Consider the following 9100-nt stretch of genomic DNA (forward strand, 5'->3'; position numbering starts at 1 on the left):
TGGCCCGCTACAGCGCCAGCAGCTTGCCGCGGAACGTGTAGCCGACCTTCGGTTCGGAATGCAGCGGCACGGTCGATGCGGTGGACCGCTCGATGCGCCGGCGCAGGCGGTAGATCGCCGCATGCAGAAAATTGTCGGGCTCGGTGGCCGGATCACGGCCCAGGCGCTCGCACAAGGTCGCGCGCGTGACGGTGGCACCATCGGCCGCGACGAAGCACTCGACCAGCGCGAGGTCGTTGTCGCTCAGGTCGATGCGGGCACCGTCGGGCGCGATCACCTTGTGAGCGAGCCGGTCGAGCCGCCACACCGACGCGTGCGAACGCCCGGCCTCGACCCGGCGATGGACCGCTTCGATCGCGAGCGCGACCTGCTCGAAGCGCACCGGCTTCATCAGGTACATGTCGGCGCCGGCCCGCAGCACCGACTCGAACACGTCGACCCCGACGCGACCCGACACGGCGACGATGCCGGCCGGCCCCTTGCGCCGGATCAGGCGGATCAGATCGACGCCATCGACACCGGGCAGCATCAGGTCGACGACGTAGAAATCGAACGTGTAGGCGTCCTGCGCGGTCAGGAATTCGTCGCTGTCGGAAAAGACCCGAACGACGACGCCTCGTTGCGCCAGGAACTTGCTGAGGTACTCCGCGTATTCGCGATCGTCGTCGATCACGGCGAGCGTCGAGGGCAGCAGGGGCGGGCTGGCGTGCGATTCGGTCACTGGCAGGGCGGCAGGGAAACGAGGCCGAGCGGTCAGACCTCGACGCCCTGCGGAATGGACATCCGCACGATGCTACCGCGCGGCGCGTTCGGCACGATCTCGACCCAGCCGCGGTGCATGTCGACCACCTTGCGCACGATGTACAGGCCGAGGCCGGCGCCGGCGGTGGTGCGCGCATGGGTGCCGCGCGTGCCCTTGTCGAAGACGCGCGGCAGCAGCTCGGCCGATATGCCGTCGCCCGTGTCCTCGACCTCGAAGACCATCGCGAGAGGTTCCTCGCAATCGCAGATGCGCAGGCGCACCACGGACCCCGGCGGCGAGTAGGCCAGCGCATTGAACAGCAGGTTGGTCAGCGCCAGCCGCATCAGGACGGGGTGCAGCTGCACGGTCCGGGTTCCGGTGCGCGAGTCGATCACGACGCGCGGCCGGTCTTCTGCCGCGATGTCGCGAACGACCAGCCCGACCAGCGTTTGCAGATCGGTGTCGGCCATCACGTCGGTCGCGCCCGAGGTCAGCAGGCTCGCGGCGGCGAGTGCGTTGTTGAGCGTTCCGATGACGTGGTCGAGCACGTGCTGCGCGCGGGCCAACGGCGCACGCACGCCGGCCTCGGGAGCGTCGGTCGTGTCGGCGATCGCCGACGACGCGCTCTCGAGCGCGGCCGAGGCGTTGTTCAGCGGCTGCCGCACCTCGTGGGCGAGCAGGCGCAGCATGTCCTCGCGTTCGGCCAACATCTGGTCGCGCTCCTCCAGCAGCCGGCGCAGTTCCTCCGACACGCTCTCGGCCTTCACGCGCACGGCCTTCTCGTTCGCCAGCTCACGCGTGCGCAGGCGTTCGCGCGTCACCGCCTCTTCGGCTTGGCGCCGCCCGATCGCGTAGCGGATCGCCCGCAGCAGCAAGGCGCTGTCGACCTGCCCCTTGACGAGGTAATCCTGTGCGCCCAGCTGCAGCGCCCTGATCGCGATCTCTTCGTCGGTGATGCCGCTCAGCACGATGAGGGTGGGTACGGCGACGCCCTGGGCCATCAGGCGTTGCACCGTGGCCAGCCCGGTGCTCTCCGGCAGTCCGAGGTCGAGGAGCACGAGGTCGATGCCGCCCGCGCGCAGCCGGTCGACGCCGGCGCCGAGGTCGCTCGCCCACGTCAGCGCGAATGCCCAACCCGGCGCGCGCGCCAGCAGCTCGCCGATCATGCCGGCATCGGCAGGGTTGTCCTCGATGAGCAGAACTTGCAGCGGCGCGGTCATGACTCGTTCACCCGGTGAGTTTCGCGGTCCTTGAACTTCTTCACCAGTTCGAGAATGGCGCGTGGCTGGTAGCCGTCTGCGAGCTCGCGCAGGCGCTGGGCAAACGGCCCGTACGGCGCGCCGAGCACCGCCAGGCGATCGGCGCGCTCGCGAATGTCCCCCATGTTGCCCTTCTGGGCCAGAAGGTAAAGGGCTTCCAGTTCCTCCGCGGGCGGCGCCACGACGATCTCCTGTGCGCCGCCCTGCCGCTGCGTGTTCGCCGGTCCGGACTCGGAGATCCAGGTGATCCGCAGCAAGGCCCCGATCTCGCGCAGCAGCTTGTTCAGGTCGAGCGGTTTCGGCAGGAAGGCGTTCGCACCGCAGGCCAGGCTGCGCTGTTCATCGGTGAGCGACGCGCCGGCCGAGACCATGATGACCGGCACCTCCGCGAGGGCCGGCAGCTGACGCAGCCGGCGCGTGGTCTCGAGGCCGTCCAGCACCGGCATCACGAGGTCCATCACGATGAGGTCCGGCGGTCGTGCCGGGGCCAGCTGCAGACACCCCTCGCCGCTGCCCGCTTCGAGCATCTCGAAGCCGAGCGGCGACAGCAGGTCGACGAGCAGCTGCCGATTGAAATCGACGTCGTCGACCACGAGCAGCGTGCGGCGCGGTCCGCTGTAGCCGCTGACGGAAATCGCGCCTTTCGAGGCCTCGCGGCGCGCCTCGATCGCGGCGGTCGGCAGATCGAGATCGAACCAGAAGCGGCTGCCCTCCCCGGCATGACTCTCGACCTGGATATCGCTCCCCATCAAGCGCACCAGCTGGCGGCTGATCGACAGGCCCAGCCCGGTTCCGCCGAAGCGGCGTTGCACGTCGGCGACCTGCTCGAAGGGCTGAAAGATGTTGCGCAGCTGCTCGTGCGGAATGCCGATGCCGCTGTCGATGACTTCGAAGTGCAGCCGCGTGCTGGCCGTGTCCGCCCCGAGTGCCCGCACGCGCAGGCCCACATGACCGTGCTCGGTGAACTTCACCGCGTTGCTCAACAGGTTCAGCAGCACCTGGCGCAAGCGCTTCTCGTCGACGCTCACGGCGCTCACGAGTTCGGGCGCAGCGTCGAAGTCGAACCGCAAGCCCTTCTCGTCCGCCTTGACCCGGATGATCTCGGTGATCGCCTGCAGGAACCCGGCGAGCTCGACCGGCTCCGCATTCAGCTCGACCTTGCCGGCTTCGATCCTGGACAAATCGAGGATGTCGTTGATCAGTGTCAGCAGTTGCTCGCCGCCCTGCTGGATGATCCCGACACCGCGCGCCTGGCTGTCGTTCAGCTGCCGATCGGCCCGCAGGATCTGCGCAAAGCCGAGGATCGCGTTCAGCGGCGTGCGCAGCTCATGGCTCATCGTCGCCAGGAACGTGCTCTTGGCCAGGCTCGCGACGACGGCCGCATCCTTCGCGCGTTGCGCGTCCGCAAACACCGTCTCGAGGTGCGCGATGGTCTGCGCCAGCCGCTGCGTCATCGTGTCGAAGCTGGCGGCGAGGACACCGATCTCGTCCTGCGATTCGGGCGCCGCACGCGCCGACAGATCGCCCGAGGCCACGCGTTCGGCCACGCCGGTCAGACGCCGCACCGGCCCGACGATGCTGCGGCGGAACACGAATGCCAGCACGACACCGAGCGCGACGGCCACCAGCCCGCCGACGAGCGTCTGCGCGCGCGCATCGCGCAAGCTCTGTTGGGCGCGCGCGAGCTCGCCATTGAGCTGCGCCTGCTGACCCGAGGTCACCTTGGTGAGCAGGCCGATCATGGCCTCGGCCTGCGGCGCGACCTCGGTGCGGTACAGGTACAGGTCCTCGTAGGCCTGTTCGCCGTTGACGATGCCGACGATCTGCAGCGCGAGCTCGGCCACCTGGGCCCGATAGCGCGCGATCGCGGCGAGGTGCGCGCGCTGTTCGGCAGCGAAATGCGAGCGCTGCGCCGACAGCGCGTTCCAGTTCGTCGCGTTGGTGGCCAGCTGCGGGCCGTAGGCCAGCTTGAAATTGAGCTCGCCCGAGCTCGCATAGGCCATCAGGTTGGTCGTCATCGCATCGAACGAGGTCTGGAAGGCCAGCAGGTCGCTCATCTGCCCTCGGTTCTGCGGCGCGAGCTCGCGTGCCTTCTGCTGGGTGATCGTGGCGTCGATCTCGTCGAGAATCTGTACGCGCAGCGCCTGCAGCTCGACCCGGGCAATGCGCACCGCAGGACGGTTCTTCAGCGGATCGTCATGCAGGTCGAACAGTTGCTGCGGCAGCGCGGCCCAGCGCGCGTAGATGTGCGACAGCGCGGCGACCCACTTCGCCTCGTCGGCTCCCGACCAGCCACCGGACATCGCCTGCAACGCCGCGAGACTCGCCTCGAACTCGCGCCGGGCAGCGTGATATTGCTCGATGTCCAGGGGGTCGCTGAGGACAAGGTAGCCGCGCACATGGAGCTGCATCTTCAGCAGGCTGGCCTGCGCCTGCTCCGAGGCGATCAGCGCCGGTGCGCGGACCTTCTCGGTGTGATTGATGTCGATGGTGGCGCTGCGCCCTGCGACGAGGGCCAGCAGAACGACCAGCAAGGTGATGGCCGCCAGCGCCGCGAACGCGAGGGTCAGCTTGCTGCCGACGCCCAGCGCGCCGAAGCGCCTCGCGCTCGCCACGTTCATCACAGGCCCAGCGACGAGCGGTACGCGCGCCGTTGCGCGTCGCGACCGACGCGAATCGTGATCTCTTCGAAGTCGAGCGCGCTGGCCTTCAGGGCCGCCTGCGCGCTCACCTGCCCCGCCACTGCCTCGGCCACATGCCGATTGAGCGCCTGCAGGTAGCCGTAGGTGCCGGGGATGCGCAGGTACGGCAACTGCAAGGGGTTGCTGAAGGTCTCGTGGTAGGCGTGCAGGTAGTCGCGCACATCGGCTTCGTCCCATCGGGCTTTCAGGTAGTCCTCGATCTTCGCGCTGCCGTCGGGCGGCAGGAAGTGAAAGCTGCGCCCCGGGTCGAGGCCATCCCAGCCGCGCGCCGCATACACCTTCGACTTCTCGCGGGTTGCCATCAGCGCGAGCAGATAGTAAGTGGCCTCGGGAGCTTTCGAGTGCCTGGAGATCACGCCGGCCCAGGACCCCCCGGTGGTGTTGCCGACACGATGGGCCGCCTCGCCCCTGATCCACTTCCCTTGCGCGAGGCTGAAGTATTCCCGGCTGCCCGGCAACTGGGCCACGCCGACCTTTCCCTTGACCTTGCTGCCCTCCTGCTGCGCCAGTGCGCCCAGATCGCCCCAGGTGAACGTGAGCGCCGCGTGCCCCGCGAGAAAGTAATCCCAGCTGCGGCCGGACTCCCATCCCAGCATCTCGCGCGGCCCGAACTGCACGAGATCGGTCAGCACTTCGAGCGCGTGCACGTGGCCCGGGCTCTCGATCAGCGGCTTCATCGTTCGCGGGTCGAACCAGTAGAGCTTCGGATTGGTGGGCCCGATCACGAATGGCGCCGACAGCGACATGAAGTGGAACATGCCCTGGTTGCCGGCCTTCAGCGCGATCGTCAGTCCATGGCCGGGCACGCCATCGCCGGTGAGGTCGCGGCCGTTGAAATACGCGGCGACATCGCGGAACTGCGCCCAGGTGCGCGGCACATCGAGCGGGTATCCGTACGCCTGCTGGAAGGCCTTGCGGTGCTGCGCATCTGCCAGCAGATCACGACGGTAGTACATGACCTGGCCATCGTGGTCGTTCGCCACCATGTACTTCTTGCCGCCATACGACAACAGGCCGCGCGGTGCGGGCAGCACGTCGTTGATGTCCCACTTCGGGAAGCGCGCGGACTGGTAATAGCGGTCATAAGGGATGATGTAGTCGCCCGCCACCAGCTCGCCGAGCCACCATGCGCTGGCGAGCAGCGCGTCGTACTTGCCGGCGCCATTGGCGACATCGGAATAGAAGTTGTCGAACAGGTCGAGCGATCCGACCTGGACGATCTTGAGCGTGGCGCCGGTCGCAGCTTCGAACTCGTCCTTCAGTTCAAGAGCCGCCACGGCGATGATGCTTTTCGGCAAGAGGATCGTCACGGTCTGGCCAGCGAACGGGCAGTCGGGCGCCCGGCACGCCGGAGCCACCCTCGGCGGCACCACGTCACCCGGCTTGACCACCGTGACCGTGGAACTTCCGAACGGCGCGGCGTCCGGCACCCTCGGCTCGGTGGCGCCGGGCACGAGCGGCGCGCCGAGGGCCGAAGCCGAGAGCGCGACCAACAACGCTCCGAGCCGCCAGCGCTCGCGTCCTCCATGGGGCCGTTCGCGCGGGCGCGGCAAGGGTCTCGGTCCGGGAGCCATCGGACGGCGCTCGGTTCAGAGACCGAGCGATGCCCGGTAGGCACGCCGCTGCTGCTCGCGCCCGAGGCGGATCGTGATCTCCTCGAAGTCGACCGCGGCCGCCTTCAGCGCCGAGGCGGGGCTGAGGGAACCCGACGCGGCCTCGGCCAGGTGCACATCGAGCGCCTGCCAGTAGCTGTAGGCGCCGGGAATCCGCAGATAGGGGAACTGCAGCTTGTTGCTGAAGTTCTCGAAGTACGCATGCAGATAGTCGCGAACGTCGGCTTCGTCCCAGCCCGCATTCAGGTAGGTCTCGATCTTCGCGTTGCCGTCAGGAGGCAGGAAGTGGTAGGTGCGCCCCGGGTCGATCCCGTCCCAGCCGCGCACCGCGTAGACCTGCGACTTCGGCCGCGTCGCCATCAACGCGAGCAGGTAGTACGTGGCCTCGGGCACCTTCGATTGCTTCGTGATGACGCCCGCCCACGAACCGCCCGTCGTGTTGCCGACCAGATTGGGTTGTGTCGTCTTGACCCAGCGCTCCTTGGCAACGCTGTAATACTCCATCGCGCCGGGCAGCGGCGCCGAGCCGATCTTGCCCTTGACCTGGCTGCCCTTGTCCTGCGCCAGCGCACCCAGGTCGCCCCAGCTGAAGGTGAGCGCCGCGCGCCCCGCCAGAAAGTGATCCCAGCTTTGGCCGAGATCCCAGTTGAGCATGTCTCTCGGCCCGAACCGCACCAGGTCGACCAGCGCCGCGAGCGCCCGCACGTGACCCGGGCTTTCGATCGACGGCTTCATCGACGCGGGGTCGAACCAGTACAGCGTCGGGTTTTCCGGCCCGATCACGAACGGCGCCGAGAACGACATGAAATGGAACATCCCCTGCGCACCGACCTTCAAGTGCATCGACAACCCGTGATCGGGCACGCCGTCGCCGTTGAGGTCCTTGCCGTTGAAGTACTCGGCCACGTCCCTGAATTGGACCCAGGTCTTCGGCACACCCAGCGGATAGCCGTACTTCTGCGCGAAAGCCACGCGGTGCTGCGGGTCGACGAGCAGGTCGCGTCGGTAGTACATGACCTGGCCGTCGTGGTCGTTGGCCACCATGTACTTCTTGCCTCCATACGAAAGGAGGCTGCGAGGCGCCGGCAGGATGTCTTCGACACGCCACTGCGGGAAGCGACGATCCTTATAGTACTTGTCGTACGAGACGATGTAGTCGCCGGCCACCAGCCCGCCCAACCACCAGGCACCGGCGTAGGCCGCGTCGTATTTGCCGGTACGGTTGGTCAGGTCCGAGATGAAGTTCGGGAACAGATCCTGATGCGACATCTGCACGAGGTTCAGCCGCGCCCCCGTCGCGGCCTCGAACTCGTCCTTCAACTCGCCGATCGCGCCGCCGTTGGCCTCCTTGACGATCAGCATCGTCACGCGTTGGCCGGCAAACGGGCAGTGGCCAGGCTTGCACGGCGGAGCGACCACCGGCGGAACGATATTGCCGATGCTCACCGTCGAGGTCTTGTAGGGCTCCCGCTTCGGCTTGACCTCGTCTGCCGATGCCGCCGACGCGAGCGCCGCGACGAGCATTGCCCAATACGCTGCATGCCTGTTCATGATCGACTCCTTCACGCGTCCGGTTCACGGCCCGCCGTCATCACGACGCGGAATCGTGAACTTGAACACCGAGCCAGCTCCCGGTGTCGACTCCACCCAGATGCGGCCGCCGTGGCGCTCGATGATCTTCTTGCACAGCGCCAGGCCGATGCCGGTGCCTGAATACTCGCGGCGGCCGTGCAGCCGCTGGAACAGCACGAAGATGCGCTCGAAGTACTCGGGCGCGATGCCGATGCCGTTGTCGCGGACCGAGAAGCACCAGTCGGCGTCGACCGGCCCGGCCTCGATGTGCACCAGCGGCGGATCGGCGCCGTGGTATTTGATCGCGTTGCCCAGCAGGTTCTGGAACAGCTGGGTCAGCTGCATCGCGTCGGCCATCACGGTGGGCAGCGGCCCATGCGTGATCCGAGCTCCGGTTTCCTTGATCGTCACGCTCAGATTCGAGATCGCCGTGGCGATCAGGGTCTCGCAATCGGTCGACGCCAACGGACGTGCCTTGGTGCCGACGCGCGAGTACGAGAGCAGGTCGTTGATCAGCGCCTGCATGCGCTTGGCGCCATCGACGGCGAAGCCGATGAACTCGTCGGCATCCGCGTCGAGCTTGCCCTGGTAGCGCTGCGCCACCAGCTGGAGGTAGCTGGCGACCATGCGCAGCGGCTCCTGCATGTCGTGCGACGCCACATAGGCCAGCTGCTCGAGCTCGGTGTTCGAGCGTTGGAGGGCCCGCTGAACCTCTTCGCGCGCGCAGATCTCGTGCTGCAGCTGGACGTTCTGCGTCTGCAGTTGCCGGCGCAACGAGTCGAGTGTCAGGTGGGTGCCGATGCGAGCCAGCACTTCGGCACCGTCGAGCGGCTTGGTCACGTAGTCGACCGCGCCGACCTCGAAGCCCGTGAGCTTGTCGGCCGTGTCGGTCAGCGCCGTCATGAAGATGACCGGAATCTCGCGCGTGCTCTCACGCTCCTTCAGGCGCCGGCAGGTCTCGAAGCCGTCGACCCCCGGCATCAGGACATCCAGCAGGATCAGGCTCGGCCGGACCAGCTCGGCGCGCTCGATCCCCTCCTCTCCGCCCTGCGCGACCACGGCGCAATAGCCATGCCGCTCCAGATGCCGACCCACCACCTCGAGGTTGGCGGGCACGTCGTCGACGATCAGGATCGTCCTTGTCCCGGGTTCCGGTGCCTCCAGCGAGCGCATTCGCAAGCCCTCATCCGCAAGTCACGTTCGAGTCTATGC

At 67.5% G+C, this 9100-nt stretch carries 5 protein-coding genes and 2 pseudogenes; all 7 read right to left on the bottom strand.

Features of this window, described 5'->3' with window-relative positions:
- Positions 1-7 precede the first annotated feature (7 nt).
- The gene (locus AC1DTW_RS07115; protein WP_477980330.1) at positions 8-721 is read right to left on the bottom strand and encodes a response regulator transcription factor; all 714 of its coding nucleotides are present in this window, start codon (positions 719-721) and stop codon (positions 8-10) included.
- Between the two features lie 32 nt (positions 722-753).
- Complete coding sequence (locus AC1DTW_RS07120; protein WP_477980331.1) at positions 754-1962, bottom strand: sensor histidine kinase; 1209 nt, start codon at positions 1960-1962, stop codon at positions 754-756.
- The gene (locus AC1DTW_RS07125) at positions 1959-4622 is read right to left on the bottom strand and encodes an ATP-binding protein (RefSeq protein WP_477980332.1); all 2664 of its coding nucleotides are present in this window, start codon (positions 4620-4622) and stop codon (positions 1959-1961) included. The genes AC1DTW_RS07120 and AC1DTW_RS07125 overlap by 4 nt, the downstream gene beginning before the upstream one ends.
- Complete coding sequence (locus tag AC1DTW_RS07130; protein WP_477980333.1) at positions 4622-6013, bottom strand: ABC transporter substrate-binding protein; 1392 nt, start codon at positions 6011-6013, stop codon at positions 4622-4624. The genes AC1DTW_RS07125 and AC1DTW_RS07130 overlap by 1 nt, the downstream gene beginning before the upstream one ends.
- Positions 6014-6292: 279 nt before the next feature.
- Positions 6293-7867 (bottom strand): ABC transporter substrate-binding protein, encoded by a 1575-nt coding sequence (locus AC1DTW_RS07135; RefSeq protein WP_477980334.1) that lies wholly within the window; start codon positions 7865-7867, stop codon positions 6293-6295.
- A gap of 24 nt (positions 7868-7891) precedes the next feature.
- A pseudogene (locus AC1DTW_RS07140) lies at positions 7892-8587 on the bottom strand (sensor histidine kinase); the annotation flags it as partial.
- A 111-nt stretch (positions 8588-8698) separates the two neighbouring features.
- Positions 8699-9061: pseudogene (locus AC1DTW_RS07145) on the bottom strand (response regulator); the annotation flags it as partial.
- Positions 9062-9100: the final 39 nt, after the last annotated feature.

It is taken from the genome of Rhizobacter sp. P5_A1 (assembly GCF_056400745.1).

Excerpts from the sequence above, each read along its gene's own strand:
- AC1DTW_RS07120 (WP_477980331.1), bottom strand. The coding sequence starts at position 1,962 with ATGACCGCGCCGCTGCAAGTTCTGCTCATCGAGGACAACCCTGCCGAT.
- AC1DTW_RS07125 (WP_477980332.1), bottom strand. The coding sequence starts at position 4,622 with ATGAACGTGGCGAGCGCGAGGCGCTTCGGCGCGCTGGGCGTCGGCAGC.
- AC1DTW_RS07135 (WP_477980334.1), bottom strand. The coding sequence starts at position 7,867 with ATGAACAGGCATGCAGCGTATTGGGCAATGCTCGTCGCGGCGCTCGCG.